23 protein-coding genes are annotated in these 24,427 nt (G+C 55.6%); 15 read left to right on the top strand and 8 right to left on the bottom strand.

All coding sequences use genetic code 11. The features are described 5' to 3' along the window. Positions 1-80: 80 nt before the first annotated feature. Positions 81-554 carry a transcription elongation factor GreB gene (gene greB / locus ACMYSK_RS21235; RefSeq protein ID WP_434638407.1) on the bottom strand — a complete coding sequence of 158 codons (474 nt, stop codon included), beginning with the start codon at positions 552-554 and terminating at the stop codon, positions 81-83. 247 nt (positions 555-801) lie between these two features. On the opposite strand from greB, the gene ompR reads away from it, so the two are divergent. Next, complete coding sequence (gene ompR, locus ACMYSK_RS21240) at positions 802-1,521, top strand: osmolarity response regulator transcription factor OmpR (RefSeq protein WP_006177890.1); 720 nt, start codon at positions 802-804, stop codon at positions 1,519-1,521. After that, positions 1,518-2,879 (top strand): two-component system sensor histidine kinase EnvZ, encoded by a 1,362-nt coding sequence (gene envZ, locus ACMYSK_RS21245; protein WP_434638408.1) that lies wholly within the window; start codon positions 1,518-1,520, stop codon positions 2,877-2,879. Before ompR ends, envZ begins: the two co-directional genes overlap by 4 nt. A gap of 92 nt (positions 2,880-2,971) precedes the next feature. Here the strand turns inward: envZ and pckA are convergent, their stop codons facing one another. From pckA to ACMYSK_RS21270, 5 genes are all read right to left on the bottom strand, one after another. Further along, positions 2,972-4,594, bottom strand: coding sequence for a phosphoenolpyruvate carboxykinase (ATP) (gene pckA / locus ACMYSK_RS21250; RefSeq protein ID WP_434638409.1), 1,623 nt, complete (start codon positions 4,592-4,594; stop codon positions 2,972-2,974). A gap of 363 nt (positions 4,595-4,957) precedes the next feature. Then, positions 4,958-5,836 carry an Hsp33 family molecular chaperone HslO gene (gene hslO, locus ACMYSK_RS21255; protein WP_434638410.1) on the bottom strand — a complete coding sequence of 293 codons (879 nt, stop codon included), beginning with the start codon at positions 5,834-5,836 and terminating at the stop codon, positions 4,958-4,960. A gap of 46 nt (positions 5,837-5,882) precedes the next feature. After that, positions 5,883-6,284: a ribosome-associated heat shock protein Hsp15 gene (gene hslR, locus ACMYSK_RS21260; RefSeq protein ID WP_434638411.1), complete on the bottom strand. Its 402-nt coding sequence runs from the start codon at positions 6,282-6,284 to the stop codon at positions 5,883-5,885. After that, entirely contained in the window at positions 6,281-6,964 is a 684-nt protein-coding gene (gene yrfG / locus ACMYSK_RS21265) for a GMP/IMP nucleotidase (protein WP_434638412.1), read from the bottom strand. Before yrfG ends, hslR begins: the two co-directional genes overlap by 4 nt. Before the next feature lie 59 nt (positions 6,965-7,023). After that, a complete protein-coding gene (locus tag ACMYSK_RS21270) occupies positions 7,024-9,153 on the bottom strand; it encodes an intracellular growth attenuator family protein (protein ID WP_434638413.1) in 2,130 nt (709 codons plus the stop codon). A gap of 330 nt (positions 9,154-9,483) precedes the next feature. Between ACMYSK_RS21270 and nudE the strand changes: the two genes are divergently transcribed. After that, positions 9,484-10,044 carry an ADP compounds hydrolase NudE gene (gene nudE, locus ACMYSK_RS21275; RefSeq protein WP_434638414.1) on the top strand — a complete coding sequence of 187 codons (561 nt, stop codon included), beginning with the start codon at positions 9,484-9,486 and terminating at the stop codon, positions 10,042-10,044. A 77-nt stretch (positions 10,045-10,121) separates the two neighbouring features. Here the strand turns inward: nudE and mrcA are convergent, their stop codons facing one another. Continuing rightward, positions 10,122-12,680, bottom strand: coding sequence for a peptidoglycan glycosyltransferase/peptidoglycan DD-transpeptidase MrcA (gene mrcA / locus ACMYSK_RS21280; protein WP_434638415.1), 2,559 nt, complete (start codon positions 12,678-12,680; stop codon positions 10,122-10,124). Positions 12,681-12,798: 118 nt separating this feature from the next. Here mrcA and ACMYSK_RS21285 point away from each other — a divergent pair, with 118 nt between their 5' ends. The 12 genes from ACMYSK_RS21285 to trpS all read left to right on the top strand — a co-directional run bounded on the left by ACMYSK_RS21285 (position 12,799) and on the right by trpS (position 22,899). After that, positions 12,799-13,584: a pilus assembly protein gene (locus tag ACMYSK_RS21285; RefSeq protein ID WP_434638416.1), complete on the top strand. Its 786-nt coding sequence runs from the start codon at positions 12,799-12,801 to the stop codon at positions 13,582-13,584. 2 nt (positions 13,585-13,586) lie between these two features. After that, positions 13,587-14,126 (top strand): PilN domain-containing protein, encoded by a 540-nt coding sequence (locus ACMYSK_RS21290; protein ID WP_434638417.1) that lies wholly within the window; start codon positions 13,587-13,589, stop codon positions 14,124-14,126. Positions 14,127-14,172: 46 nt separating this feature from the next. Continuing rightward, a complete protein-coding gene (locus ACMYSK_RS21295) occupies positions 14,173-14,559 on the top strand; it encodes a hypothetical protein (RefSeq protein WP_434638418.1) in 387 nt (128 codons plus the stop codon). Further along, positions 14,549-14,938: a HofP DNA utilization family protein gene (locus ACMYSK_RS21300; protein WP_434638419.1), complete on the top strand. Its 390-nt coding sequence runs from the start codon at positions 14,549-14,551 to the stop codon at positions 14,936-14,938. Before ACMYSK_RS21295 ends, ACMYSK_RS21300 begins: the two co-directional genes overlap by 11 nt. Next, entirely contained in the window at positions 14,877-16,115 is a 1,239-nt protein-coding gene (gene hofQ, locus ACMYSK_RS21305; RefSeq protein WP_434638420.1) for a DNA uptake porin HofQ, read from the top strand. The genes ACMYSK_RS21300 and hofQ overlap by 62 nt, the downstream gene beginning before the upstream one ends. Before the next feature lie 392 nt (positions 16,116-16,507). Beyond that, positions 16,508-17,029 carry a shikimate kinase AroK gene (gene aroK, locus ACMYSK_RS21310; RefSeq protein WP_004868452.1) on the top strand — a complete coding sequence of 174 codons (522 nt, stop codon included), beginning with the start codon at positions 16,508-16,510 and terminating at the stop codon, positions 17,027-17,029. A 54-nt stretch (positions 17,030-17,083) separates the two neighbouring features. Continuing rightward, positions 17,084-18,178, top strand: a complete 1,095-nt coding sequence (gene aroB / locus ACMYSK_RS21315) for a 3-dehydroquinate synthase (protein ID WP_434638421.1) — start codon at positions 17,084-17,086, stop codon at positions 18,176-18,178. 84 nt (positions 18,179-18,262) lie between these two features. Beyond that, a complete protein-coding gene (gene damX, locus ACMYSK_RS21320) occupies positions 18,263-19,552 on the top strand; it encodes a cell division protein DamX (protein ID WP_434638422.1) in 1,290 nt (429 codons plus the stop codon). A 77-nt stretch (positions 19,553-19,629) separates the two neighbouring features. Then, on the top strand, positions 19,630-20,454 hold the full coding sequence (gene dam / locus ACMYSK_RS21325; RefSeq protein WP_434638423.1) for an adenine-specific DNA-methyltransferase: 825 nt from the start codon (positions 19,630-19,632) through the stop codon (positions 20,452-20,454). A gap of 16 nt (positions 20,455-20,470) precedes the next feature. Next, complete coding sequence (gene rpe, locus ACMYSK_RS21330) at positions 20,471-21,148, top strand: ribulose-phosphate 3-epimerase (RefSeq protein ID WP_434638424.1); 678 nt, start codon at positions 20,471-20,473, stop codon at positions 21,146-21,148. After that, on the top strand, positions 21,141-21,902 hold the full coding sequence (gene gph / locus ACMYSK_RS21335; RefSeq protein ID WP_434638425.1) for a phosphoglycolate phosphatase: 762 nt from the start codon (positions 21,141-21,143) through the stop codon (positions 21,900-21,902). The genes rpe and gph overlap by 8 nt, the downstream gene beginning before the upstream one ends. After that, positions 21,895-22,899, top strand: coding sequence for a tryptophan--tRNA ligase (gene trpS, locus ACMYSK_RS21340; protein WP_434638426.1), 1,005 nt, complete (start codon positions 21,895-21,897; stop codon positions 22,897-22,899). The genes gph and trpS overlap by 8 nt, the downstream gene beginning before the upstream one ends. 69 nt (positions 22,900-22,968) lie before the next feature. On the opposite strand, the gene cysG is transcribed toward trpS, so the two are convergent. Further along, complete coding sequence (gene cysG / locus ACMYSK_RS21345; RefSeq protein WP_434638427.1) at positions 22,969-24,342, bottom strand: siroheme synthase CysG; 1,374 nt, start codon at positions 24,340-24,342, stop codon at positions 22,969-22,971. Positions 24,343-24,427: the final 85 nt, after the last annotated feature.

Consider the following 24,427-nt stretch of genomic DNA (forward strand, 5'->3'; position numbering starts at 1 on the left):
GAAAATCAGGGGATAGTTATACGGACTGACACGGCAAAATGCCAGTCACGGCACGAGGCTCTCAGACTGTTCCGGACGCGTTATTTCACATATTCGATATCATTCACGTACCAGCTTGCTTCACCGGCAGGCGTGTTAACCACCGCCAGATCGCCGACCTCTTTTTTCAGCAGCGCACGAGCCATCGGTGAGTCGATAGAGATATAGTCTTTACGCCCAAAGATTTCATCGTAGCCGACGATGCGAAAGCGCTTGGTATCGCCCTCATCGTTTTCGATTTCAACCCATGAGCCGAAAAACACCTTGCCCTCCTGCTGCGGGGAGTAATCGACGATTTTCAGATTTTCCAGGCATTTGGTGAGATAGCGCACCCGGCGGTCGATTTCGCGCAGGCGCTTTTTGTTGTACTGGTAATCTGCGTTTTCGCTACGATCGCCAAGGCTGGCAGCCCAGGTCACTTTTTTGGTGACCTCCGGACGTTCTTCACGCCACAAGTAGTCCATCTCTTTTTTAAGTTTTTCATACCCTTCACGGGTGATCAGCGGCGTTTTCATTCATCGTTCTACCTTCTGATTGTCGGACATTGCGCATGGTGATGTGCGGTAGCGCACAATTCGTAGTGCGTAATAATACCGACAGGATAAATAATGTGTCTTATGATTAAATGTATACTTAAGCTGCTGTTAAATATGCTTTGTAACAATTTAGCCTGGAATATATACCAGATTTAGCTGGTGGGCGACCCGGGCTTTTTTGAGAATACGCTCTGACAATTGCAGTGAACCTTTGGGAGTATAAACAATGCAAGAGAATTATAAGATTCTGGTTGTCGACGACGACATGCGCCTGCGCGCGCTGCTCGAACGTTATCTGACCGAGCAAGGCTTCCAGGTTCGAAGCGTCGCAAACGCTGAACAAATGGATCGTCTGCTGACTCGTGAATCCTTCCACCTGATGGTGCTGGATTTGATGCTGCCGGGCGAAGATGGCCTGTCCATTTGCCGTCGTTTGCGTAGCCAGAGCAACCCGATGCCGATCATTATGGTGACGGCCAAAGGGGAAGAGGTAGACCGTATTGTGGGCCTTGAAATCGGTGCGGACGACTATATTCCGAAACCGTTCAACCCGCGTGAGCTGCTGGCCCGTATTCGCGCCGTGCTGCGCCGTCAGGCAAATGAGCTGCCGGGTGCGCCGTCCCAGGAAGAGGCGGTGATCGCCTTTGGTAAGTTCAAACTGAATCTCGGTACCCGCGAGATGTTCCGCGAAGATGAACCCATGCCGCTCACCAGCGGTGAATTTGCGGTATTGAAAGCGTTGGTCAGCCATCCGCGTGAACCGCTCTCCCGCGATAAACTGATGAACCTCGCCCGCGGACGCGAATATTCGGCGATGGAGCGTTCCATCGACGTGCAAATCTCCCGCCTGCGCCGCATGGTTGAAGAAGACCCGGCACATCCGCGCTATATCCAGACCGTGTGGGGGCTTGGCTACGTATTCGTGCCGGACGGCGCTAAGGCATGAAACGCGTGCGCTTTTCGCCGCGAAGCTCGTTTGCTCGCACCCTGTTATTGATTGTCACTTTGCTGTTTGTCAGCCTGGTGACGACCTATCTGGTGGTGCTGAATTTTGCGATTCTGCCGAGCCTCCAGCAGTTTAATAAGGTGCTGGCATACGAAGTGCGTATGCTGATGACCGATAAACTGCAGCTGGAGGATGGCACCCAGCTGGTGGTGCCGCCGGCGTTTCGGCGCGAAATTTATCGCGAGCTGGGCATTTCGCTCTATTCCAATGAAGCGGCGGAAGACGCAGGTCTGCGCTGGGCGCAGCATTATGAGTTTTTAAGTCAGCAGATGGCGCACCAGCTCGGTGGGCCAACCGAAGTGCGGGTTGAGGTGAACAAAAGCTCTCCCGTGGTGTGGTTGAAAACCTGGCTGTCGCCCAATATTTGGGTGCGCGTACCGCTGACAGAAATCCATCAGGGTGACTTCTCACCGCTGTTCCGCTATACCCTGGCGATTATGCTGCTGGCGATTGGCGGCGCCTGGCTGTTTATCCGTATTCAGAACCGGCCGCTTGTCGATCTTGAGCATGCGGCGTTGCAGGTCGGACGCGGCATTATTCCGCCGCCGCTGCGGGAATACGGCGCATCCGAGGTGCGTTCGGTCACCCGGGCCTTTAACCACATGGCCGCAGGCGTCAAGCAGCTGGCCGATGATCGTACGTTGCTGATGGCCGGCGTTAGCCACGATTTGCGTACGCCGTTGACGCGTATTCGTCTGGCAACGGAGATGATGGGGGAAGAGGACGGTTACCTTGCCGAGTCGATCAACAAAGATATCGAAGAGTGTAACGCCATCATCGAGCAGTTTATTGATTACCTGCGTACCGGCCAGGAGATGCCGATGGAGCTGGCGGACCTTAACTCCGTGCTGGGTGAGGTTATCGCCGCGGAGAGCGGCTACGAGCGAGAAATTGCGACGGATCTGCAGGCCGGAGAGATTCTGCTGCGCATCCATCCGCTGTCTATCAAGCGTGCGCTGGCCAATATGGTGGTTAACGCCGCGCGCTATGGCAATGGCTGGATCAAGGTCAGCAGCGGTAGCGAAGCGAGCAGCGCCTGGTTCCAGGTGGAGGATGATGGCCCGGGGATTAAGCCGGAACAACGCGAGCATTTATTCCAGCCGTTTGTCCGTGGCGACAGCGCCCGCAGTACCAGTGGTACGGGCCTGGGATTAGCCATTGTGCAGCGCATTATCGATAACCATAACGGCCGTCTGGAGATTGACTCCAGCGAGCGGGGCGGGTTGTTGATTCGCGCCTGGCTACCGGTTCCGGTTCAACGAGCGCTGGTGCCGACGAAGCAGAGTAAAGAAAGTTAGTCAGCCGTTCATCGCTATCTGAATCATGCGAGTCAGCAAGAGAGCATAAAAAAGCCGGGCATTTGCCCGGCTTTTTCTTTATGGCTACACGCTTAGCGTTTTGGACCGGCAGCAACCAGCGCTGCGCCCGCCGGCGTATCGGTATACTTCTCGAAGTTTTCAACGAACAGCTTCGCCAGCTGTTCGGCTTTCTCCTGCCACTGTTCCGGCGAACCGTAGGTGTTACGCGGGTCGAGGATGTGCGTATCAACGCCCGGCAGCGAGGTTGGGATCTGCAAATCAAACATCGGCAGCGTGAAGGTTTCCGCGTTGTCCAGCGAGCCGTCGAGGATGGCGTCGATAATAGCGCGGGTATCTTTAATCGAGATACGTTTGCCGGTGCCGTTCCAGCCGGTATTGACCAGGTAGGCCTGTGCGCCGGATGCCTGCATGCGCTTCACCAGGACTTCTGCATACTGCGTCGGGTGCAGCGACAGGAACGCCGCGCCGAAGCAGGCCGAGAAGGTTGGCGTCGGTTCTGTAACGCCACGCTCGGTACCGGCCAGCTTAGCGGTAAAGCCAGAGAGGAAGTGATACTGGGTCTGGTCAGCAGTCAGCCGCGAGACCGGAGGCAGCACGCCAAAGGCATCAGCGGTCAGGAAGATAACTTTGGTGGCATGGCCCGCTTTCGAAATTGGCTTAACGATGTTCTCGATATGGTTGATAGGGTAGGAAACACGGGTGTTCTCGGTTTTCGAACCATCATCGAAATCAATCGTGCCGTCTGCGCGAACCACGACGTTTTCCAGCAGCGCATCGCGGCGAATCGCATGATAGATATCAGGCTCTGCGGCTTCGGAAAGTTTAATGGTCTTGGCATAGCAGCCGCCTTCGAAGTTGAAGACGCCATCGTCATCCCAGCCGTGCTCGTCATCGCCAATCAGGCGACGCTTTGGATCGGTAGAAAGAGTGGTCTTGCCGGTGCCTGAGAGGCCGAAGAAGACTGCAACATCGCCTTTTTCGCCGACGTTAGCGGAACAGTGCATCGACGCGATGCCCTGCAGCGGCAGCAGGTAGTTCATAATAGAGAACATCCCTTTCTTCATTTCGCCGCCGTACCAGGTACCGCCGATCAGCTGGATACGCTCGGTCAGGTTGAAGGCAACGAAGTTTTCAGAGTTCAGGCCCTGTTCCTGCCACTGCGGGTTGGTGCATTTGGCGCCGTTCATCACGATAAAGTCTGGCTTAAAGCTGGCCAGCTCTTCGTCGCTTGGGCGAATAAACATATTTTTGACGAAGTGTGCCTGCCAGGCCACTTCGGTAATGAAGCGCACGCTCAGACGCGTGTCGGCATTGGCGCCGCAGAACGCATCAACGATGAACAGGCGCTTGCCGGAGAGCTGGTGAGTGACCAGACCTTTCAGATGTTGCCAGGTTTCCTGAGAGAGTGGTTTGTTGTCGTTCTTACCGTTGCCTTTATCAGACCACCACACGGTATCGCGGGTCGTATCGTCACGAACGATATATTTATCTTTCGGCGAACGACCGGTAAAAATACCGGTATCGACGGCGATAGCGCCAAGACTGGTCAGTACGCCACGCTCATACCCTTCCAGAGTGGGATCGAGTTCTTCCTGATACAGTGTATCGTAACTGGGGTTGTGGACGATATCCTGGACGTCATTGATACCATAAGCCTTGAGATCCTGCGGGGTTAAACCATTATTAACGCGCATGTCACTGCTCCTTAGCCAATAATATATACTGCTTTAAATTGTAGGGGTTCTTTCGGGGTATAGACCGCGACCAGGCTCATAGATTTACGTATCTCGACAAACGCCTTACTTACGAAAAACACGGTGACTCCTGTCACGAAACATGCGTGATTATCTCAGGAAATTGGTCGTTGGTGGGGATAGATGTTTCTTATTGGTTAAAAAGTAATTAAAGAAACTGCTGAATTGTGAATGTAATCGCTTTCTTGAAAGAAAATTACGTAACTCTTTCAGTGAAAATCGATTCATCTCGCGAGGAAAAGCTTGACGGCAGATGCGGCGGAGGGAGAAAACCTCCGCCGTGAGCTCGGACGGGCAGGATTATCAGTGAACCTGCAGGTCGGCCGGAGACGCATTATTGCGAATCTCGGCGATATCCATTGCGTTGAAGAGGTAGTGATTGCCGCAGTAATCGCAGTGCATATCAATTTCACCTTCGTCAGCGAGGATGCTGTCGATCTCTTCATCCGGCAGCGTTTTCAGCGCGCCGGCGCAGCGTTCACGAGAACAGGTACATTTAAATTCCACGTTCTGCGGATCGTACACGGTCACTTCTTCTTCGTGATACAGACGCCACAGGACGTCTGAGGCCGCCAGGGTGAACAGCTCCTCGGCCTTGATAGTCTCGGTCAGCGTTGCCAGATGTTCGAAGTCGTTGGCCTGAGTCTCTTGTGCCGGCATCACCTGGAGCAGCATGCCGCCAGCCATTGGTTTGCCTTCATGTTCGCCGGTGCGAATGATAAGACGCGTTGGCAGCTGTTCTGAGCGCTGGAAATAATCTTCCAGGCAAGCCGCCAGCGTTTCGCCTTCCAGACCGACCACGCCCTGATAGCGCTCGCCTTCATCCGGAGAGATGGTAATGACCAGGTAACCGTTACCGACCAGCGTTTTCAGGTCCGCATCTTCCGGGATATCGCCCTGAATTCGCGCTACGCCGCGCAGCTGCTGCTGGTTTGTCCCGTTAATGACCGCCAGAGACAGAGGACCATCGCCCTGCAGCTGCACGGTAATATCGCCGGCAAACTTCAGCGTTGCGGTCAGCAGGCTGGTGGCAACCAGCAGCTCTGCCAGCACGGTTTTGACCGGCTGCGGGTAGCTGTGGTTAGCCAGAATCTGTTCCAGGGTTTCCGAGACGGTAACCAGTTCACCGCGTACGGCATAGTTTTCAAACAGATAACGATGTAATTGATCGTGTTGAGTCATAATGGTCTCTCTTGCTGGCAACAGCGGTGCCTACAGGTATAGGCGATTATTCACTGTCGCCGTGTTTAAATCTCATCAGGTCGCGGCGTTCTTTCTTGTCCGGACGTCTGTCGGGATGCGGCATGGTTAGCGCGTTCATTTTGCGCGCCAGCGCCATTTTCTCGCGTTTCTCGATGCTCTCTGCCGTCTCTTCATATAACGCGACGGCTTCGCTGGCAGGTCTGCGCTGTTCCGTTATCCCTAAGATCAGCAGGGTGCGCTCATCGTTGCCCTGGCGTAATGTCAGGGTGGCGCCTTGCTCAACGACTTTACCCGGCTTGCTGCGCTGTCCGTTGTAATGCACCTTGCCGCCTTCAATCATCTCGCGCGCCAGTGCACGGGTTTTATAAATGCGGGCTGCCCAAAGCCATTTATCCAGCCTGACGGCCTCGGCGGGCTTTTCTTTCATGGCCTCTCCTTTGGGTTCAGCGAAGGGATCAGACGCCGGTAGTCGTTCAGTCCAGGGTGGCGGGCGTAGCTTTTATCCGCCAGCCCGGAATCCGGATTGGTGATACCCAGGCAGTAGCGAATACCAAACTGAGTTGCGGCATCCAGAATCGCCTCGCTATCGTCAACAAAGAGCGTTTTACGCGCATCGAAGCCGGTTTCTTCTGCCACCGCACGCCACAGGCGCTGATCTTCTTTCGGATAACCAAATGTGTGGGTGGAAAGTAATAAATCAAGGTGTGCGTCGAGACCGGTATGTTCGAGCTTCACCGCCAGGTTGTGCGGATGGGCGTTGGTCAGGAGGATACGGCGCTTGCCGCTGGCCTTGAGCGCATCGAGGAACGGGATGGTATCTTCACGCAGCGCCGCTTTTGGCCCCTGTTCGCTGGTCATCGCACGAATATCCAAATTCAGGCGCTCGCTCCAGTAGTCCAGACAGTACCAGTTTAGCGTATGCTGCACCGCGTGATACTCCTGATGCATTGCCTCTTTGGCCTCTTGCAGGTTGAGCCCGCGCGTCGCCCCCCAGGTTTCCGGAACCAGTTTTTGCCAAAAATAGTTGTCGAAGGCGAGGTCGAGTAGCGTGCCATCCATATCCAGCAGAACGGTATCAACCTCCTGCCAGGCGATATCAAAATGCATGGTGAGTCTCCAGCGAGGGGAAATGCGCGACAGGGTATCACACCCCATCGCACAGGGAATTACTCTTGATGATCCGGTGAGGGGATGAGAACCGGATTCAGACAGCTTTCGTAGTATTTCTGAATATCTTCCATACGCTGGCGATGACGCTGGTAGCGACGAAGCGTCAGGATCCCGTGCCAGGACATGCAGCCCAGCATGGTCAGCAGCAGCAGCGTCGTACCCAGATAGCGCCACAGGCCTGAACGATCCGGAATGCGGTGTAGATTAATATGTTGCGTTCCATTCGCATCGGTATAGAGATTAGTGACTATTCCCTCTGCGTGGAACGGTGTATGCATTAGCATCCCGGCCAGTCGCTGTAGTTCTCCCCATTGCTCATGTGCCGGATAGTCATACAGGCTGGTGGTTGGCCACGGCTGATTGACCAGGTCGCTGCCTTCATCGCTGACGATCAAGAAACCACCGGGGGCAGGGCTGTTCAGGGCCTGAGCGGCGCGTGATGTTTCGCGGATCACAAACGGCGCCGTTGACGTTGTCACCAGATTTTCCAGCGACTCGGCGCTTACCGGGCGCAGCAGCACGTTCACGCCATCGAGCTTGCCGGAGTTGGCGCGTTTTATCAGAGATTCCCAGCTGCGCGTATTGCCAAGGTTAACCAGCGCGTTCTTTAAACGAGTACAGTCATCTTTCGCGGCACACAGGTTATTGGTTTTAATAACGATATCGCCAAAATCATCCAGCAATACCATGCCTGATTTCTGAATCGCCGAACGCAGAGCGGGGCTGACATGTGAGTCATCGTCCGGATCGGGATGCAGCTGGCGCTGAACGGATTGCATTAGCGCAGTGGCTTTACTGACGACGTCGGACTCCGGCAGCGGTAGCGGAGGTGCGTCATTCCAGATGATCTGCGAGCAATCAAACGGCATAAACGGTGAGTTTTCTTTCGCCGTCCAGGTATCCGGGGAGTGGATATTACACGTGCCGCTGCCTTTCAACCGCAGCGTATCACCGATGCGTACCTGCGACTTTTCCAACTGGGCAACAGTCGTCGCTTCAATGGTTTGTGCCCCTTTCAGCCATGAAATCGTGAACTTAAATGGCATATTCAACGGTACGCTGGCCCACAGCATTACGACGACCAGCAGTGCGCCGATGGCGATAATGGCGCTGCGCAGCCAGTATTGCAGCGGGAAGTGTTTCACTTCATCGTGCAGCGACAGGAAACGCCCCTGGCGCACGACGTGGCGAGTGAGATAGATATCGATATCCGTCTGCTGGCCAAGGTCCTGCGCAATCCAGGGCTGCCAGTGGCGCGGATAGATCAGGTCGATAATCCCCAGGGAGATATTATTGATGTGCTCCTGGTCGTTTTCGCCGAACAGCCCCCAGCGTTTGGGCATCCCGCGCAGGCAGTGGATCTCCCGGAGCGCGGTTTTACGCGGTGGAGCATAAATGCCCCACAGTCCTGCAGCCAGCAGCAGCAGCCCGCCGCCCAGCAGCCATGGGGTAAAAACGTAGGGGCTTATCAGGCTGAAGTAAAACAGCAGGAAGGAGGTGACGATAAAGATTGCTTCGCGCAGGCCCTCCGGCCGACTGAGGGCGTATTCCTCAGGGGTTTCCTGGCGAATGCTCAGCAGCTCGATCTGCTCGCTCTCTTCACCGCGGATTGAAGCCTGGGTCGCTGACGCCCGTTCAAGCGCGTAACCGCGGCTCTCCTGCGGGTAGTCGCTGAGCGCATGGCCGTTGAGTGCAATCACCAGCGGCAGGCTGTCGGTAGGTATCAGCTCAACGCTATTCTCGTCATTGATATACTGTTCCCAGAACGGCGGCAGATGTACCTCCACCGAGTCGAGGAAGTAGCGCCATTTGTTCGGATCGTCAGTGGTAATACCGTAGCGCGTAATGGAACGAGTTACCGTGAAAACGGTATCGCTCTGCAGAGTTAGCGAGAGTACGGCAGGGGCAACGCTTGCCCCAGATGCTGGCATCTGCTGGGCGCGGTTGAGTCCTTCAAGATACTTTTCCACCGCGAGACGCTCTTGCTCAGCCAGCTTGCGCGTGACGGCATCGCTAAAGGCATGCAGGAGAGGGAGGCGGCGACGTCTGGCAAGCGATCGATACCACCACCCGATAAGCAATGCGCAGATTAGCAGAGCTGTGAAAGAAATCAGAAAGGTGCCCATGCCCATCCCATCATAGTTATTCTTTTCTTACAGGTGTCTTTAGTTGCTTAACACTTTGCGTGAACCTGCAGTGTGCTATCGGCAGATGTCGTGTAAACACGGGAAAAAAATATCGTGCAATACAGCAGCATACAAGCTTATCAAAAACGTTAAAATTCAGGAATCAGCAAATTCTCAAAAACATTTCAACCTATTGACTTTTTTGTCTTTCTGATTATTAAGTTTGGGTTGCTAAAGTTGCAACTATGTAAATAAGTGGCGAATTGAATTGCCGAAACCGTGCTGCGTATCGCACAATGACCTCTGGAATCACAGCATAGATCGATAACAATGAGCAAATCATTACAAAAACCCACCATTCTCAATGTTGAAACCGTCGCGCGTTCGCGTCTTTTTAACGTTGAAAGCGTGGATCTGGAATTCAGCAACGGCGTGCGTCGCGTTTATGAACGCATGCGCCCTTCTACGCGTGAAGCCGTGATGATTGTACCGATTGTCGATGACCATCTCATTCTGATTCGTGAATATGCCGTCGGCACCGAGTCGTATGAGCTTGGATTTTCTAAAGGGTTGATTGACCCGGGTGAAACCGTCATGGAAGCCGCGAACCGCGAACTGAAAGAAGAGGTCGGTTTCGGCGCCAATAAGCTGACGTTCCTGAAAAAACTGAGTATGGCGCCGTCCTATTTCTCCAGCAAGATGAATATTCTGGTGGCAGAGGACCTGTACCCGGAATCGCTGCCGGGTGATGAGCCGGAACCATTACCGCAGGTGCGCTGGCCGCTGTCGCAGCTCATGACGCTGCTGGATGATGAAGATTTTAATGAAGCGCGCAACGTCAGCGCTCTGTTTTTGGTTCGCGAGTGGCTAGTGGCCCAGGGACGCCTGTAGGCTGCCCAACGCGCTCCTGAAGAACCGGTCTGATAAGCCGGCTGAAAAAGAAAAAGCGCCCGCAGGCGCTTTTTTTGTCAGAACAGTTCGTGAGTTTCGCCACCGCCATCGGTGATCGTTGTCCCCACTTCATGAACCGCCTGGTGGGTAGGCTGTGTGCCATCAATGAAGTATTCGGCACGACTGTTGCCGCCGCTCGCCAGCTGCCCGGTACTCCGGTCGATGTTGACCGTGACCACGCCAGGCGGTGGCGTTAACGGTTCTTCCGGTACGCCTTCGAGCACGCGTTTCATAAAGTCATCCCATGCCGGCTGGGCGCTTTTAGCTCCCCCTTCATAGCCGGAGATCTGATCCTTAATCGCCCCGGAAGCGGTCGTGCGCCCCAGATCGCGGCGGTGATCGTCAAAACCAATCCATACCGAGGTCACAACCCCCGGGCCGTAGCCGGAGAACCACGCATCTTTTGAGCTGTTGGTGGTCCCCGTTTTACCACCGATATCGCGGCGTTGCAGATCGCGACCGGCGCGCCAGCCAGTGCCCATCCAGCCTGGTTCACCGAAGATGTTACTGTTCAGCGCACTTTTAATCAGGAACGACAGCGGCGTGTTGATCACATGCGGCGCGTATTCCGGAGAACCGGTCTGTGCAACCAGCGCCTGGTTGACCTGTTCAAGCTGCGGCTGCGGCGGTACTACGGCGTTCTGCGGTATTTCAGAGGTCGCGACATCTTCGACATCTTTATTTTCCAGCACGTCGGACTTCGGCGTATCACCGTAAATAACCGGCAGGTTGCACTGCGGACAGGCAACTTTTGGCCGCTCTTCGAAGATCACGCCACCCTGGTCGTTCTCGATTTTGCTGATAAAGAATGGCGTGACCAGGAAGCCGCCGTTGGCCATGACGGAATACCCACGCGCAACCTGCATTGGCGTAAAGGACGCGGAACCCAGCGCCAACGACTCGGTATGCACGATGTTTTGTGCCGGGAAACCGAAACGTTGTAGATACTCCGCCGCGTAATCAACGCCCATGGCACGCATAGCGCGAACCATCACAACGTTCTTCGATTGCCCCAGTCCCTGACGCAGGCGAATAGGGCCTGCGTACTGCGGCGGTGAGTTTTTCGGCTGCCAGTCGGAGCCTGCACCGGCGTCCCAGCGGGAAATCGGAACATCGTTAAGCATACTGGCCAGCGTCAGACCTTTATCCATCGCGGCGGTGTAGAGGAACGGCTTAATGTTTGAGCCCACCTGGCGCAGGGCCTGGGTCGCGCGGTTGAATTTGCTCTGATTGAAATCGAACCCCCCGACCAGCGCGATAATGGCGCCGTTTTGCGGGTTAATGGAAACCAGCGCCGAGTTCACATCCGGTACCTGCGACAGCCACCAGCTATCACCGACCTGACGGACCCAGATCTGTTGCCCGGCCTGCAGGACATCGTTAACTTTCCGCGGCGTCGCGCCCTGTTGGGTATCGGAGATAAAGCGGCGTGCCCAGCGGACGCCGTCCATATTTAGCGTGACCGATGTTCCATTGCTTAATAGTGCCACTGCCTCTTGTGGATTTGCGGAGGTAATCACCGCCGGAGAAAGCGGCCCGGAGCCTGGCAGGTTTTTCAGCGAGGCGATAATTTTGGCGTGATCCCAGGGCGTTTCGCCCACTTTCCACAGGACGTTGGCAGGACCGCGATAGCCATGGCGCATATCGTAATCCAGCACGTTATTTCGTACCGCCTGCTGAGCCGACTGCTGGTTTTTACGCGTGATGGTGGTGTAAACGCGGTAGCCATCTTCGTATGCCTGTTCGCCATAGCGGCTGACCATCTCCTGGCGAACCATTTCACTAAGATACGGCGCGGAGAAGGCGATTTCCGGCGCGTGGTAGCGCGCGTCGATAGCTTCACTACGCGCCTGATCGTACTGGCTCTGCGTGATATAGCCTTCGCTCAGCATACGCGCCAGGACGACGTTACGACGCGCGGTCGCCCGATCCATGGAATAGAGCGGGTTAAACGTCGATGGGGCTTTAGGCAGACCGGCGATAACGGCCATTTCGCTCAGGCTAAGCTGGTCGACAGATTTACCAAAATAAACCTGTGCCGCAGCGCCGACGCCATAGGCGCGGTAGCCGAGATAGATTTTATTCAGGTAGAGCTCAAGGATTTCGTCTTTATTCAGCAACTGCTCGATGCGGATCGCCAGAAAGGCTTCTTTGATCTTACGCATCAGCGTCTTCTCCGGGCTCAGGAAGAAGTTACGCGCTAACTGCTGGGTGATAGTACTCGCGCCCTGTGAGGCATGGCCTGAGAACATGGCAACGCTGGCTGCGCGAAAAATACCGACCGGATCGACGCCGTGATGCTCGTAGAAACGACTGTCTTCGGTGGCAATAAACGCTTTAATCAGCTCGGGCGGCATTTGTTGCAACGTGACGGGAATACGGCGTTTCTCGCCATATTGCGCGATAAGCTCGCCATCCGCGCTATAGACCTGCATTGGGATCTGCAAGCGCACATCCTTTAAGGTCGCGACGTCAGGGAGTTGCGGCTCAATATATTTGTAGAGGCCAAAAACCGAGCCTGCTCCCAGCAGTACGCAACAGACTGCAAGGATCAATAGGTACTTTACGAACTTCACCGGAGATTTCCCATTAAGTTTAATTTGGGCAGTTTATAAACAAACGCGCGGTAGTATAAAGGCAAGCCTGGTGCATTGATAGAGTCGAGCCGTAATGGCGGACAAGGAGATCGTAAGCATGGCTTTCAGCAACTGGCGAATCGGGATGCATATTCAACAGGACGCGATTATTCTGGTCGCGTTGCGTTACTCGCGTTCGCGCTGGGCGCTATGCCGCTGGTGGCATATCGAACTGGCGCCCGGCATCGTGCGTAATGGGATGGTAGTTGACGTTGTTGCGCTGGCCGAACGGTTGCGGAACTGGCGGCGGGAACTGCCTTTTCAGCATCAGGTCAGCATTGCGTTTCCAGCCAGCCGAACGCTACAAAAAAAACTGCCTTATCCCCAGTTGTCTCTGAGCGAAGGAGAGCAGGCAACGTGGATAGCCAGCGTAATGGCGCAGCAGCTGGAAATGCCTGCCGCCTCGCTCTGCGTCGATTATTCCGCCGCACCGGCAAAGACCGAGTGGCGGGCAACGGCGGCACAGCGGCTGGATATCGATGCCCTGCGTCAGCTCGCCACTTGTCTGAAGCTGAACATCGCGGGAATTGTACCGGATGCCAGCGCGCTGAGCGCGTTCCTCCCCTGGCTACCGTCAGGCTCACAAGGCCTGGTGTGGCGTAATGATTCCCGCTGGCTTTGGGCAACGCGAGAGGCCTGGGGCAGCTCTCCGTGCGCGGAAGCCTCTTCGCTCTCGCAGCTCTCCGTGCTGATTGACGCCACACCACTTCAATACTGCGCCACGCGTTCTGCCGATGAGGAATCTTTTGATCCCTGGAGCGTGATTCCGCGCCTGCAGCCTCCACTGCCGGACTGCGGCGACCGCTTTACTGTGGCGATTGGGCTGGCGTTAGGAGGGCGTTAACTATGGCGACGGCGGTGAATTTTCTCCCATGGCGTGAAGCGCGCCGCCGCCAGCGGCTGCGTGTCGGGCTGCTGTACGCCGTGGGGCTACTGCTGGCTCTGCTGACAGTTGTTCAGGTCAACCGGGCTGAACGTCGCACGGGTGAGACACTTGCTGCGGTGAGACTCGCGGCTGAAAACCAGCTCTCTTCCGCGCTTCGGCAGCACGAAAGCATGATGCTTGAACGTCAGCAGCAGGCTGAGCGGCGGCGTCTGCGGCGTCAGAGCAGGGCGCTAACCGAGGCATGGCAGTCCCGGCTGCGGGCCGTTGCGGCTCAATTACCGGAGCAGGCCTGGTTAACCCAACTGGAGTACCAGCGCGATACCCTGATGCTGAGTGGCCTGGCATTGAATCTGCACGCTGTAGCCAGATTAGAGGAGGTGCTGGGCAGGGTCGCCGGGTTCAAACCGGCAAAAGCCGGTGAAATGCGCCGCGGTGACCAGGGGCGCTGGCAGTTTCGCTTTTCCCTGGCCGGAGATCGCATCGATGCCGGCACTCATTGAGCGTGGGATAACGCTATTTTTTTCTCCACGGGGGCGGTGGCTTGTATTGCTCGTCGTTCTCGGGCTGATAGCGGTGATGCTCTTCCCGCTGTCGTCGCCACCTCCACCGGTAGAAACCGACGGACATCTCCGCCTGCGTCAGCAGTGGCTTCGGTTAATACCGCTGCAGGCAGCCCTACAACATGACACTCCGGATGAGCGTAAGACACGCGTGTTCTCTCCGGTTACGCTGCCGGTATCAGGAGCCGAGCTGGTGACCTGGCGTCCGTTAGGGAGCGGCGGTGAGCTGTTACTGGCGACCAGCTGGCAGGCCGTGCCGCGATTGTTTCCCTGGTTGGCAGACTGCGGAATGCGCGTGACGGGCTTTACGCTGCGCCCGGAAAAAGGAGGGCTACAGATGGCACTACAGCTGGAGGCCGAAGATGCGGGGTAAAGTGGGGTGTTTGCTGTGGCTGTCTCTGCTCTCGCATCCCTTACTGGCCAGCGATCGTAATCCATTTCTGCCGCCGGAGGATCGCTGCCAGGCGGCACAGCTGGCGCAATGGCGTTACGGCGGGGCGATAGGCCATCCACAATATAGGGTCGGTTATTTACAGGACCCTCGCGGGCAGTGGCGTCGGGTACGAGATGACGCATCTTTACCGGCCGGCTGGCGAATCCACCTGCTGACGGCGCAAAGACTGGAAATAACAACAGGGCCAGGGTGCGAACCTGCGCATTGGTCATGGCTGCGGGAAAAAGGAGGAAAGCATGATGCGATGGGCAGGCCTGCTGTTTCTGTTGCTGCCAGCGATAGCGGCGGCAAAAAATGAGCAAACGGTGTCGCTGGTGGTCGATGATGTCCCGGTTGCGCAGGTGCTACAAACGCTGGCAGAGATGCAGCAAAAGAATCTGGTCGTCGCGCCGGATGTCAGCGGTACGGTGTCGCTGCATCTAAAAAGCGTTCCCTGGTCGCAGGCATTGCGATCGGTTATCGATAGCGCTGAGCTGGTGCTGAGTCAGCAAGGTTCGGTGCTCTATATTCATACGCTTGCCTGGCAAAATGCACGTCAGGCGCAGCAAGAGGGCGCACGCGTGAAGCGGTTGCAGAATCTGCCTTTGCAGCGGCATAGCGTCATGCTGCAGTATGCCGATGCGACTGAACTGGCTAAGACCGGGGGGCAATTGCTCAGCGCCCGCGGAAGCCTGACGGCGGATAAACGGACGAATCGTTTGTTAATTCATGATGATGCCCACCATCTTTCTGTACTGAAAGCGTGGGCGCTGGAGATGGACCTCCCGGTGGGGCAGGTTGAGCTGGCGGCGCATATTGTCTCCATGAGTGAAACCAGCCTGAGAGAGCTGGGCGTGAAATGGAGCCTGGACGAGGCCAGCAGTGCGCCAGGATCTGGAAAGTTGACGGTGTTAAACAGTCATCATTCTGTCAATGGCGCCACCACATGGGCGGGGTTTAATATCGGCCGCCTCAGTGGGCGACTGCTGGCACTGGAACTTTCGGCTCTGGAGCAAAAACAGCTGGTGGAAATTATCGCCAGCCCGCGGTTACTGGCTTCTCATATGCAGCCCGCCAGTATCAAACAGGGCAGCGAAATCCCCTATCAGGTCTCCAGCGGTGAAAGCGGTGCGACGTCGGTTGAGTTTAAAGAGGCGGTGCTGGGAATGGAGGTGACACCTACGGTTTTGCCACATAATCGCGTGCGTCTGAAGCTACGCATTAGCGAAAATACGCCGGGCCAGGTCCTGAAGCAGGAGAATGGCGAGGCGTTAGCGATTGATAAGCAGGAGATTGAGACGCAGGTCGAAATGAAAAGCGGTGAAACCCTGGCGCTGGGCGGAATATTTTCGCAAAAAAAGAAATCTGCCCGCGGCAGTGTTCCGCTACTGGGTGACATTCCGCTGCTCGGTCAATTGTTTCGTCACGACGGTAAAGATAGCGAACGGCGTGAACTTGTGGTCTTCATTACCCCACGAATTCTGGCAGTGCATTAAGCGGTTTTCTTGCTAAACACGTTTCAGGTGTTTGACGTGAGGACGGATTTAGCATACAAGGGGTACCGATTTGAGAGTCGGGTTCGGCATCAATCCTCCCTTTTTGTCCGGTGATTTATCCACAAGATCATTCAGGATGCGTCGAGGCGGTAAGCTGGTTTACCCCCAGAAACATAGATAACTATGCACCTGGAGGCGGATAAGTGCAGCCGACGGCAAGGTAGTTTGAATAATGACGAGTATATTCAGTTGCCAAACCTGCCTGAGTATTGAGATAATTTTCAGTCTGACTCTCGCTCTATTGCATATGAGGTTTCAGTTCATGTCCTGCTGCGCTGGGTATTCGCGAAGCGGGTTTACCATTAACGAATAGTCTTAGTAGTACCGAAAAAATGGCAGAGAAACGCAATATCTTTCTGGTTGGGCCTATGGGTGCCGGCAAAAGCACTATTGGGCGCCAGTTAGCCCAACAGCTCAATATGGAATTTTACGATTCTGATCAAGAGATTGAGAAACGCACTGGCGCAGATGTAGGCTGGGTTTTCGATGTCGAAGGTGAAGACGGCTTCCGCGACCGTGAAGAAAAGATCATCAATGAGTTGACGGAAAAACAGGGAATTGTGCTGGCGACTGGCGGCGGCTCTGTTAAATCCCGTGAAACGCGTAACCGTCTCTCCGCCCGCGGCGTGGTGGTCTACCTGGAAACAACGATCGAAAAACAGCTTGCCCGTACGCAGCGCGATAAAAAGCGTCCTCTATTACAAGTTGAAGCGCCGCCTCGCGAAGTTCTTGAAGCGTTGGCCGACGAACGCAACCCACTGTATGAAGAGATTGCTGACGTCACTATCCGTACCGACGATCAGAGCGCGAAAGTCGTGGCAAACCAGATTATTCATATGCTGGAAAGCAATTGATTCTGGCTTAATAAAGAGCGTCAGAGTAAAAGCAACTGAGGTGGACGTCGCGTTATGGAGAGGCTTACTGTAACTCTCGGGGAACGTAGTTACCCGATTACCATCGCGGCTGGTTTGTTTAACGATCCAGCTTCCTTCCAGCCACTGAAATCAGGCGACCAGGTTATGCTGGTCACCAATGAGACGCTGGCGCCGCTTTATCTGGAAAACGTTCGCTCTGTACTGGAGCAGGCGGGAGTTAACGTAGACAGCGTCATTTTACCCGACGGCGAGCAGTATAAAAGCCTGACGGTGATGGACTCCGTCTTTACCGCCCTACTGCAAAAACCGCACGGCCGTGACACCACTCTGGTGGCGCTCGGCGGCGGCGTAGTCGGTGATTTAACCGGCTTTGCTGCGGCCAGCTATCAGCGCGGCGTGCGTTTTATCCAGGTTCCAACCACTCTGCTGTCGCAGGTGGACTCCTCGGTCGGAGGTAAGACGGCCGTCAATCACCCTCTTGGTAAAAACATGATTGGTGCCTTCTGGCAGCCGGTTTCCGTGGTCGTCGATCTCAACTGTCTCAAGACGTTGCCGGCCCGTGAACTCTCTTCTGGACTGGCCGAAGTTATCAAATACGGCATTATCCTCGACGGCGAATTCTTCAACTGGCTGGAAAACAATATCGATGCGCTGCTGGCGCTTGATGAGAAGGCAATGGCGTACTGTATTCGTCGTTGTTGTGAGCTGAAAGCCGAAGTTGTCGCCGCTGACGAGCGTGAAACCGGGTTACGTGCTTTACTCAATCTTGGACATACTTTTGGTCATGCGATCGAAGCCGAAATGGGCTACGGTAACTGGCTACACGGCGAAGCCGTTGCCGCTGGCATGGTGATGGCCGCGCATACGTCCGAACGGTTAGGTCAGTTCAGCGCGCAGGATACGCAGCGTATCGTGACGTTGCTGCAGCGTGCGGGCTTGCCGGTGCGTGGGCCGCAGGAGATGACTGCGCAGGCGTATCTGCCCCACATGATGCGTGATAAAAAAGTACTGGCAGGCGAAATGCGGCTGGTGCTACCGCTTGGAATAGGGAAAAGTGAAGTTCGCGGCGGAGTGTCGCATGATGTAGTTCTTGGCGCGATTGCTGATACTCAGCTAGCGCAACAATAAGAAGGTCTAGCCGCGTCCGCGCGGCGTTATCATTTCAGGTGACATGCAATAGTCGTGAGCATAAGCCTTTTAGTGGGGTGTTAAATGGATGAATTAAAACCAGAAGATGATCTGAAAGCCGATCGTAGCGATCGTCGTACTGGTCGTTCCCGTCAATCTTCCGAGCGCGATAGCGATCCGCAGATCAATTTTGATGATGTCGATCTTGATGCGGACGACAGCCGTCCAACGCGCGCCAGTAAAGCACGCCGTGAGCGCGATGAAGAAGAGTATGAAGCGGACGTAGAGTCTGAAGAAGACGAAGAGTCAGAAGAGCAGCAGGTTGAGCGTCGTCCGCGCAAGCGTAAAAAAGCGCCCGCGAAGCCAGCCTCTCGCCAGTATATTATGATGGGGGTGGGGATTCTCGTGCTGCTGCTGCTGATCGTTGGCATCGGCTCTGCACTGAAGTCGCCGTCCTCTTCCAGTGAACAAACCGCGTCAGGTGAGAAGAGCGTTAGCCTGTCAGGCGATCAGTCTGGCAATAGTCAGCCTGCCGCTGGCCAGCCTGTCGCTCAGGATCAGACTGCGGCGAATAACACGCAGCAGGATGTTTCTCTGCCGCCGATCGCGTCTAACCCGACTCAGGGCCAGGCTGCCGCGGAACCACAGGGACAGCAGCGTGTTGAGGTACAGGGCGATCTCAATAATGCGCTGACTCAGCAGCAGGGACAGATTGACAGCGCCGTAGCGAACTCCACGCTGCCGACCGAGCCCGCCACCGTGGCTCCTGTTCGTAATGGGACGGCTCCGCGGCAGGTAACGACTGAACGTCAGACTACCGTGGCTCAGCGTCCGGTAGAGCGTAAACATACGGTGATTGAGCCGAAGCCGGTAGCGAAAGCACCTGTTGAAGCGAAGCCGGTTCAGCCTAAACGTGTTGAAAGCACGGCGGTGGCCACGGCAGTGAAAGCGCCGGCTACCCAGCCGAGCAAGCCTGTCGCTACCGCGCAGACAAAACCTGCTCCGACGGCTACGACAACCGCGACCGCGCCTGCGGCCACCGCGGCGGCAACGGCAGCCCCGGCTGCGGCTGCAGGCAGCAAAACTGCCGGTGATGTCAGCTCGATGAAAGCGGCGCCGTCTGGCAACTACACTCTGCAACTCAGCAGCTCCTCCAACTACAACAACCTGAATAGCTGGGCGAAGAAAGAGAAGCTGGAAAAATATGTCGTCTATGAGACCACGCGTAACGGTCAGCCATGGTATGTACTGGTCAGCGGTATCTACGCTTCTAAAGATGAAGCGAAGCGTGCTGTTGCCACTCTGCCAGCGGATGTGCAGGCGAAAAACCCGTGGGCGAAACCGCTGCATCAGGTTCAGGCTGACCTGAAGTAAGTACGGCGTAGTCTTAAGCGCAGGGTGCTGTCGGAGCTTTCTCCACAGCCGGAGAATGTGGTAATTAGTTAGGCAGCATGAAAAAGAATCGCGCTTTTCTGAAATGGGCAGGGGGGAAATACCCCCTGCTTGACGATATTAAAAAGCACTTGCCGCAGGGCGATTGTCTGATTGAACCCTTTGTTGGTGCAGGGTCGGTATTTCTTAATACCGACTTTTCTCGTTATATTCTGGCGGACATCAATAGCGATCTGATCGGTCTTTACAACATCGTCAAAACGCAGACGGATGAGTACGTTGCGGCGGCGCGTGACATGTTTACGCCCGAGAATAACGCGGCAGAGCAATACTACCAGTTCCGCACTGAATTCAACCAAAGTCAGGATCCGCTGCGCCGTGCGGTGCTGTTCCTGTATCTTAACCGCCACGGTTACAATGGCCTGTGTCGCTACAACCTTCGCGGTGAGTTTAACGTACCGTTCGGCCGTTATAAGAAGCCTTACTTCCCGGAAGCCGAGCTGTATCATTTTGCCCAGAAGGCGCAAAATGCGTACTTCTACTGCGAATCGTATGCCGACAGCATGGCGCGAGCGGACGGTTCTTCAGTCGTTTATTGCGATCCGCCGTATGCCCCGCTGTCGTCTACTGCCAATTTTACGGCATATCATACGAGCAGCTTTAATTCTGAGCAGCAGGCCCATCTGGCCCGGCTGGCAGAGAACCTACTGGAACAGCGGGTTCCGGTGTTGATTTCCAACCACGATACGGCGCTCACGCGCGAATGGTATCGTCTGGCTAAACTGCATGTCGTTAAAGTGCGACGCAGTATCAGCAGCAACGGTGGTACACGAAAGAAGGTGGACGAGCTTCTTGCTCTTTACCGTCCGCCCAAGACTAAATAATTTCAAGGAGATGCGGATGAAGCAGTATTTGATTGCCCCTTCGATTCTGTCGGCTGATTTTGCCCGCCTGGGTGAAGATACCGCCAAAGCGTTGGCAGCAGGTGCAGACGTTGTGCACTTTGACGTGATGGACAACCACTACGTGCCGAATCTGACCATCGGCCCTATGGTGCTGAAAGCACTGCGCAACTACGGCATTACCGCCCCTATCGATGTGCACCTGATGGTGAAGCCGGTCGATCGCATCATCCCTGATTTCGCCGCAGCGGGCGCCAGCATCATCACCTTCCATCCGGAAGCCTCTGAACACGTCGATCGCAGCCTGCAGCTCATCAAAGAACATGGCTGTAAAGCCGGCCTGGTGTTTAACCCGGCGACGCCGTTGAGCTATCTCGATTACGTGATGGATAAGCTGGACGTTATTCTGCTGATGTCCGTGAACCCGGGTTTCGGCGGCCAGTCCTTCATTCCCCAGACTCTTGATAAACTGCGTGAAGTGCGTCAGCGCATCGATGCGTCCGGCTATGACATTCGCCTGGAAGTCGATGGTGGCGTAAAGGTCAGCAATATTGCGGATATTGCGGCAGCAGGCGCAGATATGTTTGTTGCGGGTTCGGCGATTTTTGATAAGCCGGACTACAAGCAAGTTATTGATGAAATGCGTAGTGAATTAGCAAAGGTTAGTCATGGATAAATTACACTCTGTTCGCGGTGTCGCCTTTGACCTTGACGGCACGCTGGTTGATAGCGCGCCGGGTTTGACGGCGGCGGTTGATAGCGCACTCTATGCGCTGGAATTGCCGACGGCAGGTGAGGCGCGCGTCGTGACCTGGATCGGTAACGGGGCGGATGTTCTGATGGAACGTGCCCTGAGCTGGGCGCGTCAGGAGCGTGCAGCGCAGCGCGCGGCCATCGGTAAGCCTTCTGTCGATCATGACGATATTCCTCAGGCAGAGCAGCTGACGGTACTGCGTAAGCTGTTCGACCGCTACTATGCTGAGGCGGCGGAAGAGGGCAGCTTCCTGTTCCCGTCGGTTGCCGATACGCTCGGTGCTCTGCACGCGAAAGGCTTGCCGCTGGCGCTGGTGACCAATAAGCCAACGCCGTTCGTTGCGCCAATTCTGGAAGCGTTGGATATCGCTAAATATTTCACCGTTGTTATCGGCGGTGACGATGTGAAGAATAAAAAACCGCACCCGGATCCGCTGCTGCTGGTGGCGCAGAAGCTGGGAGTGACGCCCGCTGAGCTGCTGTTCGTCGGTGATTCACGCAATGATATTCAGGCGGCTAAAGCGGCCGGCTGTTGCTCAATCGGATTGACCTACGGGTATAACTACGGCGAGTCGATTGCGCTTAGCGAACCAGACTATATCTTCGACCAATTTAATGAACTCCTACCCGCTCTCGGGTTACCGTACAGTGAAACTCAGGAATTAAAACATGACTAAGCCCATCGTTTTTAGTGGCGCACAGCCCTCAGGTGAATTGACCATTGGCAACTATATGGGTGCGCTGCGTCAGTGGGTGGGTATGCAGGATGACTATCACTGCATCTACTGCATCGTTGATTTGCATGCCATTACCGCGCGTCAGGACCCGGAGAAACTGCGTAAAGCGACGCTGGATACGCTGGCGCTTTACCTGGCATGCGGTATCGATCCTGAGAAAAGCACCATCTTCGTCCAGTCTCACGTGCCGGAGCATGCGCAGCTGGGCTGGGCGCTGAACTGCTACACCTATTTTGGTGAGCTGAGCCGCATGACCCAGTTCAAGGACAAGTCCGCGCGCTATTCAGAAAACATCAACGCCGGCTTGTTCGATTATCCGGTGCTGATGGCGGCGGATATCCTGCTGTATCAGACCAACCAGGTTCCCGTTGGGGAAGATCAGAAACAGCACCTGGAGCTGAGCCGCGATATTGCCCAGCGCTTCAACGCCATTTATGGCGACGTGTTTAAAGTGCCTGAGCCGTTTATCCCGAAATCCGGCGCCCGCGTGATGTCCCTGCTTGAGCCGACCAAGAAAATGTCCAAGTCGGACGACAACCGCAATAACGTGATCGGCCTGCTGGAAGACCCGAAATCGGTCGTGAAGAAGATCAAGCGTGCAATGACCGACGGTGACGAGCCGCCTGTTGTTCGCTATGACCAGCAGAATAAAGCCGGCGTTTCCAACCTGCTGGATATCCTCTCGGGCGTCACCGGGCGGAGTATTCCGGAGCTGGAGCAGCATTTCGAAGGCAAAATGTATGGTCACCTGAAAGGCGAAGTAGCCGAGGCGGTATCCGGTATGCTGCAGGAACTGCAGGAGCGCTATAACCGCTTCCGTAACGATGAAGCATTCCTGAACCAGGTGATGAGAGACGGGGCCGATAAGGCCAGCGCTCGCGCGTCTGAGACTCTGAAGGCGGTGTACGAAGCCATCGGTTTTGTGGCCAGACCGTAAGCGATAGCCGGTCGGGAAACAGAAAAGGGCGGGTTATCCCGCCCTTTTGCTTTTCAAGGATAGCCTGAATCAGTGATGTGAGAACCAGTTCAGTTTGTCGCGCAAGCTCACCACGCGGCCCACGATAATCAGCGCCGGGCTGGCCATCTGCTGCGCCAGAACATCCAGCTGATCCAGGGTGCCGGAGACCACTTTTTGGCTGACTGCCGTACCGTTCTCTACAATGGCCGCTGGCATATCCGCGGCCATGCCGTGCGCAATAAGCTGCTCCCGAATAGCCGGCGCCTGGTTTAACCCCATATAAAACACCAGGGTCTGTTTTTCTACTGCCAGATTTTCCCAATCCAGCTCACCACCGGTTTTCAGGTGTCCGGTGATTAAGCGCACGCTTTGCGCGAAATCGCGATGGGTCAACGGGATGCCAGAATAGGCGGAACAGCCGGAAGCTGCGGTAATTCCTGGCACCACCGAAAAGGGGATCCCGGCATGGCACAGGGTTTCCAGTTCTTCGCCGCCGCGGCCAAAGATAAAGGGATCGCCACCTTTCAGACGCACCACGCGCTTACCGCTCTGCGCCTCGCGCAGCAGGATCTGGTTAATCTCATCCTGCGGTACGCAGTGGTAGCCCGCACGTTTACCGACGAAAATCCGATCGGCGTCGCGACGGACCAGATTCATAATATCGTCGGAGACCAGACGGTCATAGACCACGACGTCCGCCTGCTGAATTTGCTGGAGTCCTTTGAGAGTCAGCAGACCGGCATCGCCGGGACCGGCTCCGACCAGCACCACTTCACCACGGTGATCCAGCGGTTCCGTTAGCAGCTGTTCGGTGGTATCAGCAACGGCCTGGCGGTCTTCATTGGCCAGAGATTGTGCCAGACGATCGTTGATAAACAGTTTTTCCCAGAAGCGTCGGCGTTCGCTAACCGTTGCAAACTGTTTTTTGACCCGCGAACGCAGCTGGCCTGCATAGTGGGCCAACTGACCTAAATGGAGTGGCAGAACTGATTCCAGCTTTTCGCGCAGCAGACGCGCCAGAACCGGTGAAGTACCGCCGGAGGACACGGCAACCATCAGCGGCGAGCGGTCGATGATGGATGGCATAATAAAGCTGGCTTGCCGTGGAGCATCCACCACGTTACAGAATATCCGCCGGGCCTCTGCCGCTTCACTGACCTGTTGGTTCACCGACTCATCGTCGGTGGCGGCAATCGCCAGCCAGCAGGTATCGAGAAGCGCGGGATTAAACGGTGCCTGCACCAGGGTCAGCCTCTGCGAATCAGCCCATATCTGGAACTGCGGTGAGAAATCCAGCGCGTTGACCGTTAATCTGGCGCCGGCGTCCAGCAGCAGGCGCGCCTTGCGTTCGGCAACATCGCCGCCGCCGACCAGTAAGCAGTCGCGATCGCGTAGCTGACAGAAAATAGGTAAGTGATCCACGGAACATCCTCGCAGCAAAGCAGTGGGAGAGGGGAAGCGGGTGTAGCATAACAGTAGAGGGTTTACGGGATATATGACTTTTCCG

Origin of the sequence: Klebsiella sp. I138 (genome assembly GCF_051131765.1) — a bacterium.
Lineage (GTDB): Bacteria > Pseudomonadota > Gammaproteobacteria > Enterobacterales > Enterobacteriaceae > Klebsiella.

What these genes read in the sequence shown, in the direction of transcription:
- damX (WP_434638422.1), top strand. Translation starts at nt 18,263, where the DNA reads ATGGATGAATTAAAACCAGAAGATGATCTGAAAGCCGATCGTAGCGAT.
- aroK (WP_004868452.1), top strand. Translation starts at nt 16,508, where the DNA reads ATGGCAGAGAAACGCAATATCTTTCTGGTTGGGCCTATGGGTGCCGGC.
- ACMYSK_RS21270 (WP_434638413.1), bottom strand. Translation starts at nt 9,153, where the DNA reads ATGGGCACCTTTCTGATTTCTTTCACAGCTCTGCTAATCTGCGCATTG.
- nudE (WP_434638414.1), top strand. Translation starts at nt 9,484, where the DNA reads ATGAGCAAATCATTACAAAAACCCACCATTCTCAATGTTGAAACCGTC.
- ompR (WP_006177890.1), top strand. Translation starts at nt 802, where the DNA reads ATGCAAGAGAATTATAAGATTCTGGTTGTCGACGACGACATGCGCCTG.
- dam (WP_434638423.1), top strand. Translation starts at nt 19,630, where the DNA reads ATGAAAAAGAATCGCGCTTTTCTGAAATGGGCAGGGGGGAAATACCCC.
- rpe (WP_434638424.1), top strand. Translation starts at nt 20,471, where the DNA reads ATGAAGCAGTATTTGATTGCCCCTTCGATTCTGTCGGCTGATTTTGCC.
- hofQ (WP_434638420.1), top strand. Translation starts at nt 14,877, where the DNA reads ATGATGCGATGGGCAGGCCTGCTGTTTCTGTTGCTGCCAGCGATAGCG.
- ACMYSK_RS21300 (WP_434638419.1), top strand. Translation starts at nt 14,549, where the DNA reads ATGCGGGGTAAAGTGGGGTGTTTGCTGTGGCTGTCTCTGCTCTCGCAT.
- trpS (WP_434638426.1), top strand. Translation starts at nt 21,895, where the DNA reads ATGACTAAGCCCATCGTTTTTAGTGGCGCACAGCCCTCAGGTGAATTG.
- hslR (WP_434638411.1), bottom strand. Translation starts at nt 6,284, where the DNA reads ATGAAAGAAAAGCCCGCCGAGGCCGTCAGGCTGGATAAATGGCTTTGG.
- hslO (WP_434638410.1), bottom strand. Translation starts at nt 5,836, where the DNA reads ATGACTCAACACGATCAATTACATCGTTATCTGTTTGAAAACTATGCC.
- aroB (WP_434638421.1), top strand. Translation starts at nt 17,084, where the DNA reads ATGGAGAGGCTTACTGTAACTCTCGGGGAACGTAGTTACCCGATTACC.
- ACMYSK_RS21285 (WP_434638416.1), top strand. Translation starts at nt 12,799, where the DNA reads ATGGCTTTCAGCAACTGGCGAATCGGGATGCATATTCAACAGGACGCG.
- yrfG (WP_434638412.1), bottom strand. Translation starts at nt 6,964, where the DNA reads ATGCATTTTGATATCGCCTGGCAGGAGGTTGATACCGTTCTGCTGGAT.
- gph (WP_434638425.1), top strand. Translation starts at nt 21,141, where the DNA reads ATGGATAAATTACACTCTGTTCGCGGTGTCGCCTTTGACCTTGACGGC.
- ACMYSK_RS21290 (WP_434638417.1), top strand. Translation starts at nt 13,587, where the DNA reads ATGGCGACGGCGGTGAATTTTCTCCCATGGCGTGAAGCGCGCCGCCGC.
- greB (WP_434638407.1), bottom strand. Translation starts at nt 554, where the DNA reads ATGAAAACGCCGCTGATCACCCGTGAAGGGTATGAAAAACTTAAAAAA.
- pckA (WP_434638409.1), bottom strand. Translation starts at nt 4,594, where the DNA reads ATGCGCGTTAATAATGGTTTAACCCCGCAGGATCTCAAGGCTTATGGT.
- envZ (WP_434638408.1), top strand. Translation starts at nt 1,518, where the DNA reads ATGAAACGCGTGCGCTTTTCGCCGCGAAGCTCGTTTGCTCGCACCCTG.